The following is a 19,670-nucleotide window of genomic DNA, read 5'->3' as shown; positions in this document are numbered from 1 at the left end:
ATGTTGAGTCAATCATCCATGGGCAGGAGCATGGGTCCACCACACGTCCAGGAGGTCCCCGCCGTGACGACCACACCCCAGGCGGTCCGCAGGGCATCCCCGCGTACCCGCCGGCCGGCCACCCCGGCCGTTCCCGACCCGTCGGCCGGCCTGCTGCCGCAGCCCGAGCCGGTTCGGCTGCTGAACCCGGACGGCACCGCGCTGCCGGCCCGCGACGACTATCCTGAGCCGCCGGTCGAGACGCTGCGCGAGATGTACCGGCGGATGGTCGTCGGCCGCCGCTTCGACACCCAGGCCACCGCGCTGACCAAGCAGGGGCGGCTCGCCGTCTACCCGTCCGCCCGTGGCCAGGAGGCCTGCCAGGTCGGCGGCGTGCTCGCGCTGCGCGACTCCGACTGGGTCTTCCCCACCTACCGGGAGTCGATGGCGCTGACCGCGCGCGGCCTCGACCCGGTCGAGGTGCTCACCCTGCTGCGCGGCGACTGGCACTGCGGCTACGACCCGGCCGTCACCCGCACCGCGCCGCAGTGCACGCCGCTGGCCACCCAGTGCGTGCACGCCGCCGGTCTCGCCTACGGCGAGTCGTACCAGGGCCGGGACACCGTGGCGCTGACGTTCATCGGCGACGGCGCCACCAGCGAGGGCGACTTCCACGAGGGGATCAACTTCGCGGCCGTGTTCAAGGCCCCGGTCGTCTTCCTGGTGCAGAACAACAAGTACGCGATCAGCGTGCCGCTGTCCCGGCAGACCGCCGCGCCGAGCCTGGCGTACAAGGGCGTCGGCTACGGCGTGCCCAGCGAGCAGGTCGACGGCAACGACCCGGTGGCCGTGCTGGCGGTGCTGAACCGGGCCGTCGCGCACGCCCGCGCCGGCAAGGGCCCGTACCTGATCGAGGCGCACACCTACCGGATGGAGCCGCACACCAACGCCGACGACCAGACCCGCTACCGGGACGCCGACGAGGTCGAGGCGTGGCGCGACCGCGACCCGATCGCCCGGCTGGAGGCGTACCTGCGGGCCCGGGGCGTGCTCGACGACGCCGCGGTCGCGGCGGTCGCCGAAGAGGCCGAGGCGTACGCCGCCACGCTGCGCCGCCGGATGGACGAGCAGCCGACGGTGGATCCGCTCAGCCTCTTCGAGCACGTCTACGCCGAGCCGACGCCGCAGCTCGTCGAGCAGCGGGAACTGGTCCGGGCCGAGCTGGCCGCGGCCCGCGACGAGGAGGGGGACGCCTGATGGCCACCGTGACCATGGCGAAGGCGCTCAACGCCGCGCTCGCCGACGCGCTGCTCGACGACGAGCGGGTGCTCGTCTTCGGCGAGGACGTCGGCCAGCTCGGCGGCGTCTTCCGGATCACCGACGGGTTGCAGGCCCGCTTCGGCGACAAGCGCTGCTTCGACACCCCGCTCGCCGAGGCCGGCATCGTCGGTTTCGCGGTCGGCCTGGCCATGTCCGGGCTGCGGCCGGTGGTCGAGATGCAGTTCGACGCGTTCGCGTACCCGGCGTTCGAGCAGATCGCCTCGCACGTGGCGAAGCTGCGCAACCGCACCCGTGGCGCGCTCAGCGTGCCGATCGTCATCCGGGTCCCGTACGCCGGCGGCATCGGTGGCGTGGAGCACCACTGCGACTCGTCCGAGGCGTACTACGCGCACACCCCCGGCCTGAAGGTGGTCACCCCGGCCACCGTCGACGACGCGTACTCGCTGTTGCGCGCCGCGATCGACGACCCGGACCCGGTGGTGTTCCTGGAGCCGAAGAAGCTCTACTTCTCCAGCGGCGAGGCGGAGCTGCCGGCGCGTACCGCGCCGATCGGCACCGCCGTGGTGCGCCGGCCGGGCACCGACGCGACGCTCGTCGCGTACGGGCCGGCGGTGCCGGTGGCGCTGGCCGCCGCCGAGGCGGCCCGCGAGGAGGGCTGGGACCTGGAGGTGGTCGACGTGCGCAGCATCGTGCCGTTCGACGACGCCACGGTGACCGCGTCGGTGCGCCGTACCGGCCGCTGCGTGGTGATCCAGGAGGCGCAGGGCTTCGCCGGGGTCGGCGCCGAGATCGCCGCCCGGGTGCAGGAGCGCTGCTTCCACGCGTTGCACGCGCCGGTGCTGCGGGTGTCCGGGCTGGACATCCCCTACCCGGCGCCGATGCTGGAGCACACCCACCTGCCCTCGGTGGACCGGGTGCTGGACACCGTCGCCCGCCTCCAGTGGGACGACCAGCCCGACTCCCGGTGGGCAGCCGCATGAGCGAACGCACCGAGCGGAGCGAGGGCCGTGAGGGCATGCCCGGCCGGCTCGGCATGAGCGAACGCACCGAGCGGAGCGAGGGCCGTGAGGGCATGCCCGGCCGGCTCGGCATGAGCGAACGCACCGAGCGGAGCGAGGGCCGTGAGGGCATGCCCGGCCGGCTCCGCATGAGCGAACGCACCGCCGTGGGGACCCGTGACTTCCTCCTGCCCGACCTGGGTGAAGGGCTCAGCGAGGCGGAGATCGTCGAGTGGCGGGTCGCGGTCGGCGACGTGGTCACCGTGGACCAGAGCGTGGTCGAGGTGGAGACCGCCAAGGCCGTCGTCGACGTGCCCTGCCCGTACGCCGGCCGGGTCGTCGCGCTGCACGGCGCGGCGGGTGAGGTCCGCCCGGTCGGCCAGCCGCTGATCACCATCGCGCCGCTCGACGGCGGCGACGCCCCCGACCCGCACGCCACCTACCGCGAGGAGGAGCGGGCCGGCTCCGGCAATGTCCTGATCGGCTACGGCACCGGGCACGGCGGTGCGGGCCGGCGGCGTCGCCGACCCCGCCTGGCGCTCGCCCCCGAACCCGGCGCACCCGCCCCGGCGGAGCCCGGTCCCGCGCTCGCGGCCGGCTCGCCGGCCCGGACCGACCCGGGGACGGTGGCCGGCTCGTCGGTCCCGGCCGGCTCGACCGCGTCGGCGGACCGGACGCCCGATCCGGCGCGGACCGGTGATCCGGCCTCGGCGCCGCTTGTCATCTCGCCGATCGTGCGGCGGCTGGCCAGGGAGCAGGGGATCGATCTGGCGTCGGTGCGTGGCACCGGGCCGGGCGGCGTGATCCGTCGGGCGGACGTGGAGACGGCGCTGGCCGCGCCGGCCGCCCGGCTGGCGGCCGTGCCGGACGCGCCGGACGCGCACGTCGGGCTCGTCCCGGCCGGCGACGGCGACGTGGTCGTCCCGCTCACCGGCATCCGTAAGGTGATCGCCGACAAGCTCTCCCGCAGCCGCCGGGAGATCCCCGAGGTGACCATCTGGGTCGACGTGGACGCCACCGGGCTGCTGGAGACCCGGGCCGCGATCAACGCCGCCACCCCGGACGCGCCGGTGAGCATCCTGGCTCTGCTGGCCCGCGTCTGCCTGAGCGGCCTGCGGCGGTATCCGCAGCTCAACGCGCGCGTCGACACCGAGGGGCAGCGGATCGTGCAGTCCGCCGGCGTGCACCTGGGCATCGCCGCGCAGACCGACCGGGGCCTGGTGGTGCCGGTGCTGCGTGACGCCCAGCGGCTCACCACCGGCGAACTGGCCGCCGCGCTGGCCGAGACCACGGCGGCGGCTCGCGCCGGCACGCTGCCCCCGGCCCGGCTGACCGGCGGGACGTTCACGCTCAACAACTACGGCGTGTTCGGGGTGGACGGCTCGACGCCGATCATCAACCATCCGGAGGCGGCGCTGCTCGGCGTCGGCCGGATCGTGGACAAGCCCTGGGTGGTCGACGGGCAGTTGGCGGTCCGGAAGGTGACCCAGCTCAGCCTCACCTTCGACCACCGGGTCTGCGACGGCGGCGTGGCCGGCGGGTTCCTGCGCCACGTGGCCGACTGCGTCGAACGCCCCGCCCTGCTGATCGCCAACGTCTGACCCCGACGGCCGCAGCCCCCTGTCCCGGGGCTGCGGCCGTCCGCAGGGGAGCGCCACGCCCGGGACGGGCGATACCGGTCGTCGGGCCCGCCGACTCCCGATCCGGCCGCCAGCGACCCATTTCACGCAGCCGTTTCCGAGCAATTCCGCTGAAGGCGCCACACCGTGACGACGGGCCTACAGAATGTGGGCGAGGGGGTGCCGAAATGGGGGACGGAATATGTTTGTGAGGCGGCGACTGACGCTTTTCGCGATGACTGTCGCGGTCGCGCCACTCGCGGTCGGCGCGTGCACCGCCGGCCCGAAGTCGGTGGCGAAGCGGGCCGAGGCGGCCCCGCCGTCGGTCACGGTGACGCCGGCCGACCGGGCCCGTGACGTGCCGATCAGCGCGGAGGTGGGCACGAAGCCCAGCAACGGCAAGGTGACCGGCGTCAAGCTGACCGACGACAAGGGCCGCCCCGTGCCGGCCCAGGCGCGGGAGGACGGATCCGGTTGGGTGCCGGACCGCCCGCTGGCGAATTCCCGGACGTACACGGCCGAGGTGACCGTGAGCGGCGATTCCGGGAAGACCACGACGCGGAAGACGACGTTCACGACGATGGCCAAATCCACCAAACCGGCCGTCACCAGCGAATTGTATCTCCAGGACAAACAGACGTACGGAACGGCGATGCCGGTGGTACTCGGTTTCGATCCGCCCATTCCGGAACAGGCGCGGGCGGACGTGCAGCGCCGGCTGTTCGTCAGGACGGACCCGCCGCAGCCGGGCACCTGGTCGTGGATGGCGGACGGCAAGCAGGCCGAGTACCGGGCGCCGGACCGCTGGAAGCCCGGCACCCGGATCAGCGTGCGCAGCGCGCTGGAGGGGTTGCCGATCGGGAAGGACGCGGTGGGTGACTCCGACCGGGTGGCCACCGCCAGGGTGGGCCGGCAGGTGTCGCTCGACATCGACAACACCACCAAGCAGATGACCGTCTACCAGGACGGCAAGGTGCTCAGGAAGTTGCCGGTCAGCCTCGGCAAGCCGAGCACGCCGAGTTCCAGCGGCACCATGGTGATCATGGAGAAGCACGAGCACACCACGTTCGACACCCGCGGCGAGCCGGACGGCGGCTACGTGGTCGACGTGGACGACGCCCAGCGGCTGACCTGGGGCGGCGAGTTCATCCACTCGGCGCCGTGGTCGGAGGGGGAACAGGGCTACAACAACACCTCGCACGGCTGCACCAACGTGTCCGCCGCCGGTGCGGACTGGTTGATGGGCGTCACGCAGGTCGGTGACCTGGTGACCGTCAAGGGCACCGAGGTGCAGCTCCAGCAGGGCAACGGCTTCACCGCCTGGAACGTGAGCTGGGACGAGTTCGCCAAGGGCAGCGCGCTGCCCGTACCGGCGGGGTTGAAGCCCACGCGGAGCCCGACGCCGCACCCGGGCGCGGTGGCCGGCGGGTCGTCGCCCGCGCCCACCCCGTCGGCGAGCAACAGCGGCGGCTGAACCGGGGGAGGAACGGCCACGGGCCGGCCCGCGTCCGCGCGGGCCGGCCCACGTCGACCTCAGTCCAGGTCGACGCGGGCCACGCCGGTCGCGGTCAGGCTGCCCAGCCAGAGCTGTTGGCCGTGCTGCCGGACGCCGGTCACCATCGGGTACGCGCCGCCGGGGCCGTGCAGCGTCCGCAGCACCCGCCCGGCGCCGTCGACGAGCGCGACCAGACCGTAGCGGCGCGGCTGCGGCTGCACCGCCCCGGGCAGCAGCGCGACGAGCTGCCGGACCCGGGGGTGGGGCAGCAACCGTTCCATGATCGGCAGTCGGGGGCTGGGCAGCGCGATCCAGTACGTCCCGTCGCCGACGGCGGAGACGTTGTCCGGATACGCCGGCAGGTCGGTCAGCACGGTGGCCCGCCCGGTCGGCAGGTCCACCCGCAGCAGCCGGTGGGTGGCGGTCTCGACCAGCATCAGCGCCGACTCGTCCGGGGTGAGCGCCAGCCCGTTGGGGAAGTAGAGCCCGTCGGCCACCACGTCGGTGCGTCCGGTGCGCCTGTCGTACGCCAGCACCCGCCCGTTGGGCCGGTGCTCCAGCAGGTCCCGCTTCCAGTGCGAGAGCGGGAAGCGGTCGGACGAGTCGGTGAAGAACACGGTGCCGTCCCGGGCGACCGCGGCGTTGTCGGCCAGATGCACCGGCGGCGCGGTGCCGGTCAGCTCGTGCACCGCCCCGGCCGGGTCGACCCGCAGCAGCCCTCGGTACGCGTCGCAGACCAGCAGCCCGCCGTCGACCGGGTCCAGCTCGATGCCGAGCGGCCGGCCGCCGGTCTCGGCGAGCAGCGTCGGGCGGGTGCCGGCCGGCGCGTCGGCCGGCCACCACCAGAGCCGGCCGTCCTCGTCGCCGCTGACCGCCCGCCCCTCGGCGTCGATCACCACGTCCTCCGGGCCGTGCCCGCCCTCGGGCAGCGGCAGCAGGTCGGCCCGGTCCAGCCGGGTGTCGGTGGCGGCCCAGGCCCCGGCCAGCGGCGGCGGCACGGTGGCCGGCTCACGGACCGGGCGGATCAGCAGGGGGACGCGCGGGCGGGGAACGGCCATCGGCTCATTGTGGCCCGGCCGACGCGGCGCGGGGGAGTCCGCCACGGCGTGTCCGGTCCGCCGGTCCGCTCCACGGGGCTCGGGGGTGCTCCCCGCGGGCCGCTCGACCGGGCCGGCGGGCGGCTGCGGGATGACCCTGAGACGGCTCGGGGTCGGCACCCGGGCGCAACCCGGAACCCCGGTGCCGAGCAGCGGAAACTGTCGGTGGGTGAGGGTAGGTTTGGGGTATGACGGACGACCGCTTCCAGGTGGCGACGGAGGTGCTCGACCACGTGGTCGAGCTGCGTCCGGTCGGCGAGATCGACATCGCCACCGTGGCGGCGTTCCGGGCCGCGTTGTGGGCCGCGCCGGCGCGGCCGGTGGTGCGGGTCGACCTGTCCGGCGTGCGGCTGCTCTCCGCCGCCGGGGTGCGCACGCTGGCCGCCGCGCACCTGCGGGTCCGGGCGCGCGGTGGCGAGCTGGTGCTCGTCGATCCCGCGCCGATGGTCGCCCGGGTGCTGCGGGTGACCGGCCTGCACCGGGTCGTGCCGGTGCGCGAGTCGGGCCCCGCGCGGGAGTTGGTGACCTGCGCCGCGGCCTGACCACGGGACCGGGCCGCCGGCATCGCGCCGACGGCCCGGCGGCCGGTGGAGGGGCTCAGCGCACGCCGAGCAGGTCCACCACGAAGACCAGCGTCTCGTTCGGCTTGATGACGCCGCCGGCGCCCCGGGCGCCGTAGCCCAGGTGCGGCGGGATGGTGAGCCGCCGCCGGCCGCCCACCTTCATGCCGATCACGCCCTGGTCCCAGCCGGCGATGACCTGGCCACCGCCGAGCGGGAACTCGAACGTCTCGCCCCGGTTCCACGACGCGTCGAACTCACGGCCGGTGGAGTGGGCCACGCCCACGTAGTGCACGCTGGCCAGCTGGCCGGCGTGCGCCTCCGGGCCGTCGCCGACCGTGATGTCCTCGACGACGAGATCGGCGGGCGGCGCGCCCTCGATCGGGCCAACCTCGGGCTTCTCCATGAGCGGGTCTCCTCGGTGCTGACGGTGTGGTCACCGTCGATCCTGCCGGATCGCGAGCGGCCGATACGCGCCGGTCCCCCACCCGGGCCGCGTCGGCGGGGCGGAGCCGGGCGCACGACGGGGCGGGCGCCGCCTGCCGGCGACGCCCGCCCCGAGGGCGACCTGCGCTCACTTCAGCCAGGGGAGGCGCTGGACCAGGGGGAGCTTCGCCCAGGCCCGGCCGAGGCCGAGGGTGTTGCCGGCGCCGACCAGGGCCAGGCCGGCGAGCAGGCCCGCGTAGATGAGGTGGTCGTCCATGACGGGGTTGTTCTCCGGGGGCAGCACCGCCGTCCACATCAGCACCAGGAGCAGCCCACCGGCGACGGCGGCGATCCGGATGCCGATGCCGAGCAGCAGGGCCACGCCGATGCCGAGCAGGCCGAGCATGAACAGCCAGTCCGCCCAGGCCGCGCCGGCGATGTCGTGGTAGACGCCCTCGAACGGGCCGGCCACGCCGAAGCCGAGGAAGCCCTTGGTCGGGCTGCCACCGTTGATCCAGGCGTTCTTCGCCGGGGTCTCGTGGCCCAGGCCGAACATCTTGTCCAGGAACGCCCAGAGGAAGATCCAGCCCAGGGCGATCCGCAGCCCGGCCCAGACGAACCGGGTGGCCTTCTGGCGGGGGGTCTCGACCGCCGGAGCGATGGTGTCGGCGGGGGTCCGCTCGATTGTCGCGGTCATGGTGTCCACGTCCCTTCTGTGCCTCGCACCGCGCTTCCCGGTGGCAGTTCCATTCCACCGCCGCGCGGCGGCCGGGAGCAGGGCCGTCGGGGCCCTCGGGACCGGGCCGTTGGTCCCGTCCCGGCCCGGTCCGGTCGACCCGTCCGCGACCGGTCCGCCGCCCCTGCCGCGCCGTCCCCCGGCCGCCTAGCGTCGCCGGTGAGGGACCCGTGCGAGGAGGTCGTGATGAGGACATGGCAGGTGGCCGACGTGATGACCAGGGACGTCGCGACGGTGGACGCGGAGACGCCGTACCGGGACGTGGTGGACGTGCTGGTGCGGGAGCGGGTCAGCGGAGTGCCGGTGGTGGACTCGTTCCACCGGGTGCTCGGCGTGATCTCCGAGGCGGATCTGCTGCACAAGGTGGAGTGGTCCGGCCGCATCGAGGAGCGCCGGGTGTTCGAGGGGCGGCGCCGGCGGGCCGCGCGGGAGAAGGCGGGCGCGCTGGTGGCCCGGGACCTGATGACCGCGCCGGCGGTCACCACCCACGGGCGGGCGTCACTGCCGGCCACGGCCCGGCTGATGGACCGGGAGGCGGTCAAGCGGCTGCCGGTCCTCGACGACCTCGGCCGGCTGGCCGGCATCGTGACCCGCGGCGACCTGCTCCGGGTGCACCTGCGCTCCGACGCGGAGATCCGCGAGGACGTGGTCCAGGAGGTGCTGCGTCGGGTGCTCGCCGTCCGGGACGGCCTGGTCACGGTCCAGGTCCGCGGCGGTGAGGTCGCCCTGGACGGACGGCTGGACCGACGCAGCGCCGTCGAACTCGCCGGCCGGCTGGCCGGTCAGGTCGCCGGCGTGGTCGCGGTGCACAACGCCGTCGGGTACGACGTGGACGACACCACGCTGATGGAGCTGGACCCGGTGCACGCCACCCCGATCGCCTGACCGGGGCGCCGCCTCAGACCGGCGTGGCGAGCTGCGCGGCGAGCAGCGCCGGCGCCTCGGCCAGCGACGGGCCGTACCAGGTGAGGTGCCGGCCGGAGACCAGCGCCGCCGGCACCCCGGGGAACGCCTCCGGTCCGTCGTCGGCGGTGAACCGGTACGGCTCGTCCGGCAGTACCACCAGCTCCGGCGACCGGGCGCGCAGCGCGTCGAGCGCCGGGCGGGGATAGCGTTCGGGGTCGTCGGCCCAGGCGTTGGCCACGCCGAGCCGACGCAGCACGTCCCCGGCGAACGTGTCCCGGCCCAGCACCACCCACGGGCGGCGCCACACCGGCACCACCGCGGTCCGGACGTGCTCGGGGACGGGCGGCGCGGCCCAGGCCCGGCGGGCCGCCCGCAGCCAGGACGGTTCGACCGACACGCCGAGCGCCTCGACCAGCGCGCCGAGCTGGTCGAGCGCCTCCGGCACGGTACGCGGGAAGGTGACCCGCACCGGCACCCCGGCCGCGCGCAGCGCCTCCGCGTCGACCAGCCGGTTCTCCTCCTCGTTGAGCAGCACCAGATCGGGCGCGAGGGCGAGGACGCGATCCAGGTCGGGATACTTCGTCCCGCCGACGCGGGGGACGTCCAGCCCGGCCGGGTGCGTGCACCAGTCCGTGGCGCCGACCAGCGCCTCCGGCCGGGTCGCCGCGACCGCCTCGGTCAGCGACGGCACCAGCGACACCACCCGCACGACGTGCTCCCCTCGTTCCGGCGCCCGTGGCGTGACCGTGGTGGGCGGACGACCGGTCAGCGGGCGCCGGCCGGGGCGGGCTCCGGCGGCAGACCCGCCACCGGCACCCCCTCCCGGACCGCCCACTCCACGGCGGCCCGCAGGTCGTCCGTCGGCAGCGGCCGTCGGGTGGTCACCGCGACCGCGGCGTGCATCGTGTACGCGACGAACGGGTACGACCGCGCCAGCGCCGAGATCGCCTCGTGCAGCCGGCCCACCACGGCCAACGCCTCCGGTTCGGAGAGCGCGGGCAGGACGAGGTGGAACTCGTTGTCGGCGACGCGTACCGCCCGGTCCACCGGCCGCAGCACGCCGGTGACCGCGCCGAGCACGGCCTGGCTCTCCCGGGCGGTGCTGCGTCGGCCGAAGCGTTCCGGCGCGCCGGCCGGCTCGTCGACCCGCAGGCCGACCAGCGCCACCGGCAGCGTGCCGGAGGCGGTCACCCCGTCCGCGCCGGTCCACCGGCGCAGCGCGGGCTCGTCGAGCATCCCGTCCGTCGGCTCGGCCGGTCGCGCGTTCCGGTCGCCGCGCCGGGCCAGCAGCCGTAGCGCCGCCTCGGCCCGGGACTCGCCCGGCCCGGCCGGGATGTCCCGTACCCGGGCGACCGCCTCGTCCAGCGCGGTGCGGGCCGGGCCGGGCAGCCGCTCGGCGAGCTGTTCGCGCAGCCGGATGACCTCGTGCAGTGCCGCGTCGCGGCGGAACCCCCAGCGACCGTCGAAGAGCCGACCGGCCTCCAGCGTCGGCGCGGGCGCGACCTCGGCCCGGTCGTACGCCACCAGCGTGCCGCCGAAGCGTGGGGTCAGCGCCACCACGCTCCACTCCCGCGCCAGCTCCTCCGCCTCGTCCAACGCCACCCCGTACACCCGGTCGGGCAGGTCCGGCGGCGGGCCGCCGACCATGGCGACCACCGTCGCGGCGGCCCGGTCGGCGATCCGTCGGTAGATCTCCCGTTCCCGGGCGAAGTACGGCAGCCGCTGGAACAGCGCGAACACGACGAGCGGGCCGTCCTCCGCCTCGGCCAGCGCCGCTCGTTCGATGGCGTGGGAAACGGCGACGAGGCTGCGTTTGGTGAATCGCTCCGGGGTCCGTCCGCTGTGCACCCGCCGAGCCTAGAGGGCCGACCCCGACGGCGCACCGCCCGACGGGTGCCCGGATTCCTCCGCACCGCCGAGGTGATCGCCATGATCGACGCCATACACTCGGACGTCGACCGAGCGACGGACGGATTGTGCGACATGACCAGCACCGGCAGCGTGGCCGCCTCCTGGCTGCGGCCGATCCCGACCGCCACGCCGGCGCGGCTGGCCCGCGCCGGCCACCTCGGGTACGCCGACCGGCGCCTCGGTGAACTGGTCCAGGGCCGGCCGCCCGGTGTCACCGGCAGCCAGTGGAGCACCGCCGGACGGGCCGGCCTCGACCTGGTGGTGTGCGCCGCCGACACCGGTCGGCCACGGTTCGCCGTCCGGTTCGCCGCGCCCACGCCGGACGGTTCGCCGGCCCGCCGGGCCGAGCGTCTGACCGACGCGGTCTGCGACGCCGTGGGCCTGCCGCTGCTGCGCGTCGAGTCACCGACGCTCGGCGGCGAGCAGGTTCGCCGGTTCGTCGAGTACGTGCTCGACGCCCGCGCCTACGCGGCCGGCACCGGGCCGGACGGCGGGGAGACGGTCGGGTTCCGCGACATCGTGGGCCGGTTGCCGGACGGCCGGCGCGGCCCGGTCAACGACCTCGGCGCGGTGGCCCGCGCCGACGCGGTCCAGGCGTACGTGGCGGGCCGGCTGGCCGACCCGATCGTGCGCGGCCTGCACGTGCGGTGGACCGGTGGCCCGGCCGAGGGCTGGAGCTGGGTCGAGGTGCGGCCCGGTCGCTGCCGGGTGGAGCGGGTGCGACTGACGTCCCGGGGCTTCTCCTGCGGGGTGGATCCGGGTCGGCTCGCCGAGGACCTGGCCGCCACGGCGTTGGGGGAGAAGCTGCGTGACCCGGCCGCCGACGAGGCGTCCCTGGTGGACCGGACCGAACTGCGTGAGCAGGTGCGGCGCCTCGCCGACCGGCGGGAGTCCTTCGACGGCGGCTTCGCCTTCGACCATCTCTGCGTCGACTGACCGGCCCGCTCCGGCCACCGGCCGGCCCGCCGATTTTTTTCCGATCCCCGGTTGAACCTTCGCCGTCGGCGCTCCGTACCTAAGCGGGAATGGACGCAGATCTTCCGCCGCGCCCGGACGGCGCGGAGACGGTGCGGAAAGGGCACCGTCGGCCATTGACGCGCGGCTCCGACGTCGCAGTGATCTCACCCCGAAGAATTCCGCCGGGATCACCAGTCAACTACCGGATCGAGAAGGAGAACAATTCGATGCGCAGGTCCACACGGGCGCGCCGGTCATCCGGTAACGCGCGGAGCAAGCGGATGCTGGCCGTGGTCGGCACGCTCGCGGTCTTCGGCGGCATCGTCGCCGTCACCCAGATCTCGTCCGCCCAGGACCGGCGGACGACCACCCGCGCGGCCTCGGCGTCCTGCGTGGCCCCGAGTGCGGGCGCGACCGCGCCGGGCGGCCAGGGCAGCACCACCCGGACCTGGCAGAACGGCCGCTGGGTCCGGAACCACTGGGGTGACGGCCAGATGTCGGCGGCCGAGTGCCAGCAGACCAAGGGGGGCGGCGCCGGCGCCGGCACCCCGACCGTGACCTGCCCGGACGTGAAGAGCAAGCTGCCGCAGGTGCCCGCCCGGGCGCGCGCCGAGGTGGACCGCAACCTGGCCCTGCTGGACAGCCAGATCGCCGAGGCGAACCGACGTCTCGCGGCGGACGGCCGCAACGGCGGCGACTTCATCAACAACGCGATCCTCCGGCCGCTCGCCGACAAGCGGACCGCGACGTTGAACCGGATCGCCACCGCCATCGGGCGGGGCGGCCAGCGTCCGCAGGGTCTGGACAAGCTCGCCCCGTGCGCCCTGGCCGACAACGCGCAGAACGGCGGCAACACCGGCGGGGCCAACAACGGCGGCCAGAACGGCGGCAACACCGGCGGTCAGAACGGCGGCAACAACAACGGTGGCCAGAACGGCGGGAACAACAACGGCGGGAACAACAACGGCGGCGGCCAGAACAACGGCCTGAACGTGCTGGCCAAGGACTGCGCCAACAGCAAGTTGGAGGCGCACAACGGCTTCCAGAACGGCAACCGTTGCGTGAGCACCGCGTTCGGTGAGGTCGGCGCCGCGGCGAACAACCCGTCGCTGCTCATCACGCAGTTCCCCAACCAGGTGCAGCGCAACCAGCCGTTCACGCTCCGGGTCACCACGAGGAACCTGGTGCGGGACCGCTTCCTCGCCGCCGGGCAGGGCGGCTACTACCTGGAGAGCTCGCTGCTCAACGACCAGGGTCTGGTCCGCGGTCACTTCCACACCGCGTGCCGGATGCTCGGCAGCACCCGGCAGCCCCCGAACCCGCAGGACGTGCCGGCCTTCTTCGTCGCCACCGAGGACGGCCGGGGCGGGTCCCAGCCGGACGACGTGCTGATCCAGATCCCGGGTCTGCCGGACTCGGGCCTGGCCCAGTGCTCGGTCTGGGCCGGCGACGGCTCGCACCGGATCCCGATGATGGAGCGGGCGAACCAGACCCCCGCCATCGACGTGGTGCGCATCCAGGTCAACTGACCCGCACGCCGACGGCCGGAGCCGCCCGGGTACGCCCGGGCGGCTCCGGCCGCTTCGCGGGTGGGTCGGGCCGAGTCGTCGGTGGGCCTTCCGGGCTGGGTCGCCGGTGCCGTCGCCCCGGTGTGCGGCCGGTGGCTCGCCGCCGTCGAGGAAGCACGCGGCGGCGCTGTCCGCCCGACCGTCCGGCGGCCCCCGGGTGCCGGCGACGGGACCCGGGTGGCGGCCCGTGCACCGGCCGCGTCGTCGCTGCGGTCAGCGCGAAAGGCTGGGTACGGCAGGGTCACGCACCGCGCGGTGCGCGCGTCGAGAAAGTTGCTGCCGAGTCGATCGAGCCGGATGAAAATTGTCGACCGAAAAAGCCGGTCGGGGCCCCGCTGATTCCCAGCGTGACCCCGTGGCGCCCGACCGTGAACCGGGAGCCTCAGCGGCTCTTGTACGCCTCCACCACGGAGACCGGGATGCGCCCGCGCTCGGAAATCTCGTAGCCGTTCTTGGCGGCCCATTCGCGGATGGCGCGGTTCTGCTCGCGGTCCATTCCCGAGGTGCTCGGCCGGGTGGCGCGCCGCGCCGCGCGGCCGGCGTCGACTGGTCCGCGGCCGATGCGCCGGCCAGCGTTGATGTACGGGTCCAGCGCTTTACGCAGGACGCCCGCGTTCTCGTCGGAGACGTCGATCGTGTAGGCCACGCCGTCCAGGCTGAACTCGACGGTCCGATCGGCCTTTCCGCCGTCGAGGTCGTCCGTCAGAACGGTGATTACTTTCCTTGCCATCGCCATTACTCCCTGTGTCGGGCGGGGTGTGGCTAAGAGTTTGACCTACCTGGCGGTAATTCCGCAACAATACCCGACACTTTCTATTCGGCGGGTCGGGGTAAACGATGGACCGGCAATAGGGTCGGAGCGGGTGGACGTGGCGTGGGTCACAAGCCGGAACAAGGTGCACGGTTTGTTACTTGAGCCAGACACGCTCAACCAACTGATGGCAGGTGTTCGATGGCAACTCTTCCGGTACTTCCCCTGACCGACGCCGTCCTGCTGCCCGGGATGGTCGTCCCGGTGACCCTCGACCCGACCACCCAGGCCGCTGTCGACGCGGCCCGCGCCACCGGCGACAAGACGCTGCTGGCGGTGCCCCGCATCGACGGCGAGTACGGCTCGGTCGGCGTGGTCGCCACCCTCGAGAAGGTGGGCCGACTGCCCAGCGGCGAACCGGCGGCCGTGGTGCGCGGCATCGCCCGCGCCCGCATCGGCTCCGGCGTGCCCGGCCCGGGTGCGGCGCTCTGGGTCGAGGCGACGACCCTCGACGAACCCGCGCCGGCCGGCCGGGCCCGGGAACTGGCCCGCGAGTACCGCGCGCTGATGACCTCGGTGCTCCAGCAGCGCGGCGCCTGGCAGGTCATCGACGCCATGGAGCGGATGACCGACCTCTCCGAGCTGGCCGACTCGGCCGGCTACGCGCCCTGGCTCAGCCTGGCGCAGAAGACCGAGCTGCTCGCCGCGCCGGACGTCACCGCCCGGCTGGAGCTGCTGGTCGGCTGGGTGAAGGAGCACCTGGCCGAGCAGGAGGTCACCGAGCAGATCAACACCGATGTCCGGGAAGGGCTGGAGAAGTCCCAGCGGGAGTTCCTGCTCCGGCAGCAGCTCGCCGCGATCCGCAAGGAACTCGGCGAGGACGAGCCGGACGGCTCCGCCGACTACCGGGCCCGGGTCGAGTCCGCCGACCTGCCGGACAAGGTCCGCGAGGCGGCCCTGCGCGAGGTCGGCAAGTTGGAGCGGGCCAGCGACGCCTCGCCCGAGGCGGGCTGGATCCGTACCTGGCTGGACACGGTCCTGGAGATGCCGTGGAGCACGCGTACCGAGGACAACACCGACCTGGCCGCGGCCCGGGCGGTGCTCGACGCGGACCACGCCGGCCTGGCCGACGTGAAGGACCGCATCCTGGAGTACCTCGCGGTGCGCAACCGCCGCGCGGAGCGCAACCTCGGCGTGGTCGGCGGACGCGGCTCCGGCGCGGTGCTCGCCCTGGCCGGCCCGCCCGGCGTCGGCAAGACCAGCCTGGGCGAGTCGGTGGCCCGGGCGCTGGGTCGCACCTTCGTCCGGGTCTCGCTCGGCGGGGTGCGGGACGAGGCCGAGATCCGGGGCCACCGGCGCACCTACGTCGGCGCGCTGCCCGGCCGCATCGTGCGGGCGCTGCGTGAGGCCGGCTCGATGAACCCGGTCGTGCTGCTCGACGAGGTCGACAAGCTGGCCGTCGGCTACTCCGGCGACCCGGCGGCGGCCCTGCTGGAGGTGCTCGACCCGGCGCAGAACCACACCTTCCGTGACCACTACCTCGAGGTCGACCTCGACCTGTCCGACGTGCTCTTCCTGGCCACCGCCAACGTGGTGGAGAACATCCCCGGCCCGTTGCTGGACCGGATGGAGCTGGTCACGCTGGACGGCTACACCGAGGACGAGAAGGTGGCCATCGCCCGGGACCACCTGCTGCCCCGGCAGCAGGAGCGGGCCGGGCTGACCGCCGACGAGGTGACCGTCGCCGACGAGGCGCTGGCGCTGATCGCCGGGGAGTACACCCGGGAGGCCGGCGTCCGGCAGCTCGAACGGGCGCTGGCGAAGATCCTGCGCAAGGTGACCGTGGCGTTGGCGTCCGACCCGGCGCCGGTCCGCGTCGACACCGCCACCCTGGCCCGCTACCTGGGTCGGCCCAAGTTCACCCCGGAGTCGGCCGAACGTACGGCGGTGCCCGGCGTGGCCACCGGCCTGGCCGTCACCGGCGCGGGCGGGGACGTGCTCTTCATCGAGGCGACCAGCATGGAGGGCGAGCCGGGCCTGACCCTCACCGGTCAGCTCGGGGACGTGATGAAGGAGTCGGCGCACATCGCGCTGTCCTACCTGCGCTCCAACGGACGACGGCTCGGCATCGACCCGAATGCCCTCGCCGGGCGGCGGATCCACGTGCACTTCCCGGCGGGCGCGGTGCCGAAGGACGGTCCCAGCGCCGGCATCACCATGGTCACCGCGCTGGCGTCCCTGGTCACCGGCCGGCCGGTGCGGCCCGAGTTCGGGATGACCGGCGAGGTGACGCTCTCCGGCCGGGTGCTGCCCATCGGCGGCGTGAAGCAGAAGCTGCTCGCCGCGCACCGGGCCGGCCTCACCGAGGTGATCATCCCGAAGCGCAACGAGCCGGACCTGGACGACCTGCCGGCCGAGGTGCGCGAGGCGCTGACCGTGCACACCCTCGCCGACGTGGCGGACGTGCTCGCGCTGGCGCTGCGTCCGGCCGAGGTGGACGCCCAGAGCCTCGGCGGCCAGCCGCTCACCGCGGCCTGACCGGCCCCGTCGAACCCCCGTCGCCCGCCGGGCGACGGGGGTTCGTGGTGCGGAACGCAGGAGGCGACCGCCGTCGGGCCGGCTACCGGCGGTCGCGCCGGTCCCGGGGGTCGAAGCGACGCTCACCACCACCGTCGCCCTCACCCTCCCGGTCCCGCCGGACGGTGGCCTTGCGACCCTTGATGGTGCTGCCCCGCAGGCCCTGGATCACCTCGTCGGCCATGCCCTGCGGCACCTCCACCAGGGAGAACCGGTCGGCGATCTCGATCGAGCCGATGTCCCGCCCGCTCACCCCGGTCTCCCCGGTGATCGCGCCGACCAGATCCTGCGGTCGTACCCCGGCCCGGCGGCCCAACCCGATGAAGACCTGGGTCATGCCGGCGGCGCGGGACCGGCCGCCACCGCGCCGGTCCCGACCCTCGGCGCCGGGCCGGCCCTCCCGGTTCGGGCGGACCGCGACCTGGGGGATCTCCTCCTCGTCGGCGGTGCCGGGCAGCGTGGCCTCGTGCGCCAACCGCACCGCGGCGAGCGCGACCTCCATCAGGTCGAACTCGTCGGTCAGCGACTCGACGACCGCCCGGAACGGCTCCAGGTCGTCCTCGAGCACCGACTCCCGCACCGCGGCCTGGGTCAGCTCGAACCGCCGGGTCCGCAGGTCGGCCACCGTCGGGATCTTGTCCACCGTGATCCGCTGGCCGGTGACCCGCTCGATCGTCTTCAGCATCCGGTGCTCGCGCGGCTCGGCGAGCGTGATCGCCACGCCCTCCCGGCCGGCCCGGCCCACCCGGCCGATCCGGTGCACGTACGACTCCGGCGCGGACGGGACGTCGTAGTTCACCACGTGGGTGAGCTGCTCGACGTCCAGCCCGCGGGCCGCCACGTCGGTGGCGACCAGCAGGTCCGCGGTGCCGGAGCGCAGCCGGCCCATCACCCGGTCCCGCTGCTCCTGGCTCATCCCGCCGTGCAGCGCCTCGGCCCGGTAGCCCCGACCGTTCATCGTCTCGGTCAGCCGGTCCACCTCCTCCCGGCTGCGGCAGAACACGATCGCCGCGGTGGGCGACTCGACGTCAAGCACCCGGCCCAGCGCGGCCGGCTTGTGCGCCCGCGCCACGATGTAGGCGCTCTGCCGTACCCGCGGCGCCTCGCCGGCCACCTGGCGTTCGCGTTCGATCCGGATCCGCACCGGGTCGGTCAGGTGCTGCCGGGCCAGCCCGTCGATGCGGGCCGGCATGGTGGCCGAGAAGAGCACCGTCTGCCGGCCCTCGGGGGCGTGCTCCAGGATCGCCTCGATGTCCTCGGCGAAGCCCATGTCGAGCATCTCGTCCGCCTCGTCCAGCACCACGGTGGCCAGCGAGCTCAGCCGCAGCGTGCCCCGGGCGATGTGGTCGAGCGCGCGCCCGGGCGTGGCGACCACCACGTCCACCCCGTGGTCGAGCGCGCGGAGCTGCCGGCCGATCGGCTGGCCGCCGTAGATCGGCAGCACCCGGGCGCCCAGATCCTTGCCGTAGCGGTGGAACGCCTCGGAGACCTGCACCGCCAGCTCCCGCGTCGGCACCAGCACCAGCGAGACCGGGTCGCCGTCCGGGCGCGGCGTGGGCATCCGCTGCAGCAGCGGCAGGGCGAACGCGGCCGTCTTGCCGGTGCCGGTCGCCGCCTGCCCGAGCAGGTCCCGGCCGGCCAGCAGCGGCGGGATGGCCTCGCTCTGGATCGGCGTGGGCTCCTCGTAGCCGAGGGCGGACAGCGCGCCCAGCAGTTCGGCGCGCAGCCCGAGGTCCGCGAAGGCGGCGGTGTCCTCGTCGACGGCGGGGGTGGTGGGCTCGGTCGGGGTCGGTGCGGCGCTCATGCGGCAAGCCTTTCATCACCGCCGGACGCGGGTCGCGGCGACCGGCGTAAACGTTCGCCGCACCACGCGCGACCCCGTCCGGGTCCGGTGCGCCGGCCGGCTCACCCCGCCGCGACGGCCAGCAGGGTGGTCACCCCCACGACCACGTCGAGCGCCCCGCACCACTCCGCGTACCCGCGCGGCACCACCCGGTCGGCGCGGTGGTGCCACAGGTCCCAGCCGGCGTGCCCGAGCCAGCCCAGGCCGACAAGCGTGCCGGCGACGTGGGCCGGCGCGGCCAGCGCCACCGCCGCCAGGCCGCCCCAGACGGCCAGCCCGACGAGTTGGACCGTGAGCTGCCACCGGTCGCCGAGTTGCCGTCGCCACGCGCCGATGACCAGGTAGCCGGCCGGCAGCACGAGCAGCGACCACGGCGACACCACGCCCGGGGCGAACCACATGTCGACGGTCATCAGCAGCGCCAGGCCGACCGGCCAGCGACGCGCCACCGCCGCCACCGCCGGGTGCCGGCGGGGCGGCGCGGTCGCCGGGTGCCGGTGCCGCAGCGCCACCAGCGCCATCGCCGGCAGCATCAGCAGGTGACCGCCGAGCAGCAGCACGTCGTCCCCGACCCACCCCGCCCACCAGGCCGGGAGGAGGAGCAGGAACGGCACGTACATGGCCGCGCTCATCTCCCCGGCGGCGGGCCACCCGTCGCCCCGGTACCACATCCAGGCGACCATGCCCACTGCCATGTTCGTGGCCATCAGCAGCGCGTCCACGTCCGGCCGGGCGAGCACGCCCGCGCCGCCCAGCAGTTCCCCGCCGATCCGCCACAGCGGGCCGAGCACCACCATGCCGGCCACCATCGCCACGACCATCCCGGCCAGGTGCCGGGCCCGCGCCCAGCCGGCCCACCGCCGGGGTACGCCCACCGTCATCTCCGTCATGCCCCGACCCTGCCGGCGCGGGACGCACCGGGCCAGGCGCGTCCGTCATCGGGAAACCGTGCGGAACGCACGGGTC

General features: G+C 74.5%; 17 protein-coding genes. 9 read left to right on the top strand and 8 right to left on the bottom strand.

What is annotated here, in order from left to right:
- Positions 1-30: 30 nt before the first annotated feature.
- The 4 genes from pdhA (at position 31) to OG767_RS18315 (ending at position 5,351) form a co-directional block, all read left to right on the top strand.
- A complete protein-coding gene (gene pdhA, locus OG767_RS18330; protein ID WP_405089671.1) occupies positions 31-1,236 on the top strand; it encodes a pyruvate dehydrogenase (acetyl-transferring) E1 component subunit alpha in 1,206 nt (401 codons plus the stop codon).
- Complete coding sequence (locus OG767_RS18325; RefSeq protein ID WP_107160256.1) at positions 1,236-2,240, top strand: alpha-ketoacid dehydrogenase subunit beta; 1,005 nt, start codon at positions 1,236-1,238, stop codon at positions 2,238-2,240. The genes pdhA and OG767_RS18325 overlap by 1 nt, the downstream gene beginning before the upstream one ends.
- 167 nt (positions 2,241-2,407) lie before the next feature.
- Positions 2,408-3,859 carry a dihydrolipoamide acetyltransferase family protein gene (locus OG767_RS18320; protein ID WP_405094244.1) on the top strand — a complete coding sequence of 484 codons (1,452 nt, stop codon included), beginning with the start codon at positions 2,408-2,410 and terminating at the stop codon, positions 3,857-3,859.
- Positions 3,860-4,079: 220 nt separating this feature from the next.
- The gene (locus OG767_RS18315; protein ID WP_405089670.1) at positions 4,080-5,351 is read left to right on the top strand and encodes an Ig-like domain-containing protein; all 1,272 of its coding nucleotides are present in this window, start codon (positions 4,080-4,082) and stop codon (positions 5,349-5,351) included.
- 59 nt (positions 5,352-5,410) lie between these two features.
- On the opposite strand, the gene OG767_RS18310 is transcribed toward OG767_RS18315, so the two are convergent.
- The gene (locus OG767_RS18310) at positions 5,411-6,430 is read right to left on the bottom strand and encodes an SMP-30/gluconolactonase/LRE family protein (RefSeq protein ID WP_405089669.1); all 1,020 of its coding nucleotides are present in this window, start codon (positions 6,428-6,430) and stop codon (positions 5,411-5,413) included.
- A gap of 227 nt (positions 6,431-6,657) precedes the next feature.
- Between OG767_RS18310 and OG767_RS18305 the strand changes: the two genes are divergently transcribed.
- The gene (locus tag OG767_RS18305) at positions 6,658-7,011 is read left to right on the top strand and encodes an anti-sigma factor antagonist (RefSeq protein ID WP_405089668.1); all 354 of its coding nucleotides are present in this window, start codon (positions 6,658-6,660) and stop codon (positions 7,009-7,011) included.
- 55 nt (positions 7,012-7,066) lie between these two features.
- Here the strand turns inward: OG767_RS18305 and OG767_RS18300 are convergent, their stop codons facing one another.
- A complete protein-coding gene (locus OG767_RS18300) occupies positions 7,067-7,435 on the bottom strand; it encodes an FKBP-type peptidyl-prolyl cis-trans isomerase (RefSeq protein ID WP_107160247.1) in 369 nt (122 codons plus the stop codon).
- Between the two features lie 168 nt (positions 7,436-7,603).
- The gene (locus OG767_RS18295) at positions 7,604-8,161 is read right to left on the bottom strand and encodes a DoxX family membrane protein (RefSeq protein WP_199199892.1); all 558 of its coding nucleotides are present in this window, start codon (positions 8,159-8,161) and stop codon (positions 7,604-7,606) included.
- Between the two features lie 216 nt (positions 8,162-8,377).
- On the opposite strand from OG767_RS18295, the gene OG767_RS18290 reads away from it, so the two are divergent.
- Entirely contained in the window at positions 8,378-9,076 is a 699-nt protein-coding gene (locus tag OG767_RS18290) for a CBS domain-containing protein (RefSeq protein ID WP_405089667.1), read from the top strand.
- Between the two features lie 13 nt (positions 9,077-9,089).
- On the opposite strand, the gene OG767_RS18285 is transcribed toward OG767_RS18290, so the two are convergent.
- Positions 9,090-9,806: a helical backbone metal receptor gene (locus OG767_RS18285; RefSeq protein WP_405089666.1), complete on the bottom strand. Its 717-nt coding sequence runs from the start codon at positions 9,804-9,806 to the stop codon at positions 9,090-9,092.
- 56 nt (positions 9,807-9,862) lie between these two features.
- Complete coding sequence (locus OG767_RS18280; protein ID WP_405089665.1) at positions 9,863-10,945, bottom strand: DICT sensory domain-containing protein; 1,083 nt, start codon at positions 10,943-10,945, stop codon at positions 9,863-9,865.
- Positions 10,946-11,080: 135 nt separating this feature from the next.
- Between OG767_RS18280 and OG767_RS18275 the strand changes: the two genes are divergently transcribed.
- Positions 11,081-11,944: a hypothetical protein gene (locus OG767_RS18275; RefSeq protein WP_405089664.1), complete on the top strand. Its 864-nt coding sequence runs from the start codon at positions 11,081-11,083 to the stop codon at positions 11,942-11,944.
- A gap of 248 nt (positions 11,945-12,192) precedes the next feature.
- Positions 12,193-13,494 (top strand): hypothetical protein, encoded by a 1,302-nt coding sequence (locus OG767_RS18270; RefSeq protein WP_405089663.1) that lies wholly within the window; start codon positions 12,193-12,195, stop codon positions 13,492-13,494.
- 421 nt (positions 13,495-13,915) lie between these two features.
- Here the strand turns inward: OG767_RS18270 and OG767_RS18265 are convergent, their stop codons facing one another.
- Entirely contained in the window at positions 13,916-14,263 is a 348-nt protein-coding gene (locus tag OG767_RS18265) for an Lsr2 family protein (protein WP_357297122.1), read from the bottom strand.
- Between the two features lie 222 nt (positions 14,264-14,485).
- Between OG767_RS18265 and lon the strand changes: the two genes are divergently transcribed.
- Positions 14,486-16,822: an endopeptidase La gene (gene lon, locus OG767_RS18260; RefSeq protein WP_405089662.1), complete on the top strand. Its 2,337-nt coding sequence runs from the start codon at positions 14,486-14,488 to the stop codon at positions 16,820-16,822.
- Positions 16,823-16,904: 82 nt separating this feature from the next.
- Here the strand turns inward: lon and OG767_RS18255 are convergent, their stop codons facing one another.
- The gene (locus tag OG767_RS18255) at positions 16,905-18,665 is read right to left on the bottom strand and encodes a DEAD/DEAH box helicase (protein WP_405089661.1); all 1,761 of its coding nucleotides are present in this window, start codon (positions 18,663-18,665) and stop codon (positions 16,905-16,907) included.
- Positions 18,666-18,766: 101 nt separating this feature from the next.
- A complete protein-coding gene (locus OG767_RS18250) occupies positions 18,767-19,594 on the bottom strand; it encodes a hypothetical protein (protein ID WP_405089660.1) in 828 nt (275 codons plus the stop codon).
- Between the last annotated feature and the right edge of the window lie 76 nt (positions 19,595-19,670).

Origin of the sequence: Micromonospora sp. NBC_01392, assembly GCF_045040125.1 — a bacterium.
GTDB lineage: Bacteria > Actinomycetota > Actinomycetes > Mycobacteriales > Micromonosporaceae > Micromonospora.
The sequence above is the reverse complement of the archived record's forward strand: the minus strand, read 5'-3'. Positions and strand labels throughout refer to the sequence as shown.